Consider the following 650-nt stretch of genomic DNA (forward strand, 5'->3'; position numbering starts at 1 on the left):
CCAGCGTGCGGGCGCCGCCGTCGCGTTCGTACCGTGCTCCGAGGTAACCGCCGAGCGTCCCCGTGACGAGCGCGGCGAGCGTGACGGCGACGATCACGCCACGGCGCCGGGCCCGCGGTCCGGGCTCGGTGGTGGGGTCGTGGGACGGCCCGGGGTCGTGGGAGGGTCCGGGGGCGGACTCGGGCGAGGGGTCGGCGAGCGGCGTGCCGGTCGGCGTCGCGGGGGCGCTGCCCCAGGGGTCGTACCTGGCCCAGGGCTCCACCGGGCCGCCGCCGTCCGCACCGGCGCGGCCACGCTCACCGAGATCCATGCTCTCCCGCATCTCCACCCACCGGCCGCTCCCTCCACCGGGACCGGCGCACAGGGAAATTGAACCAGGTCGGAGCGGGAGCGGGCGGACGCGGCGAGGGGCTGCGGGCGGCCTCCCCGCGCGGGACGGTCAGTCGTCGGCCGCCGGGCGCTGCGGGGAGGGCTGGGGAGTCGGATTCCGCTCCGCCGTCCCGGCCACGAGGGGGCTCGGGAGCGGCGCGCCGGCCGACGAGAGCGCGAAGGCGGAGTACGGGGCCGCGACCGGGAGCACGGGGGTGCCCGGGAGGAGGGGCGCCGACAGGAGCAGGGGGCGGGCGGCGCCCGTGCGCGTGGTGCCGCCG

2 pseudogenes are annotated in these 650 nt (G+C 79.7%); both read right to left on the bottom strand.

Going from position 1 to position 650, the window contains the following annotated elements:
* A pseudogene (locus G3I42_RS12870) lies at nt 1-322 on the bottom strand (serine protease); the annotation flags it as partial.
* A gap of 117 nt (nt 323-439) precedes the next feature.
* A pseudogene (locus tag G3I42_RS12875) lies at nt 440-650 on the bottom strand (hypothetical protein); the annotation flags it as partial.

The sequence above is a fragment of the Streptomyces sp. SID11385 genome, assembly GCF_010548245.1.
Classification (GTDB): Bacteria; Actinomycetota; Actinomycetes; order Streptomycetales; family Streptomycetaceae; genus Streptomyces.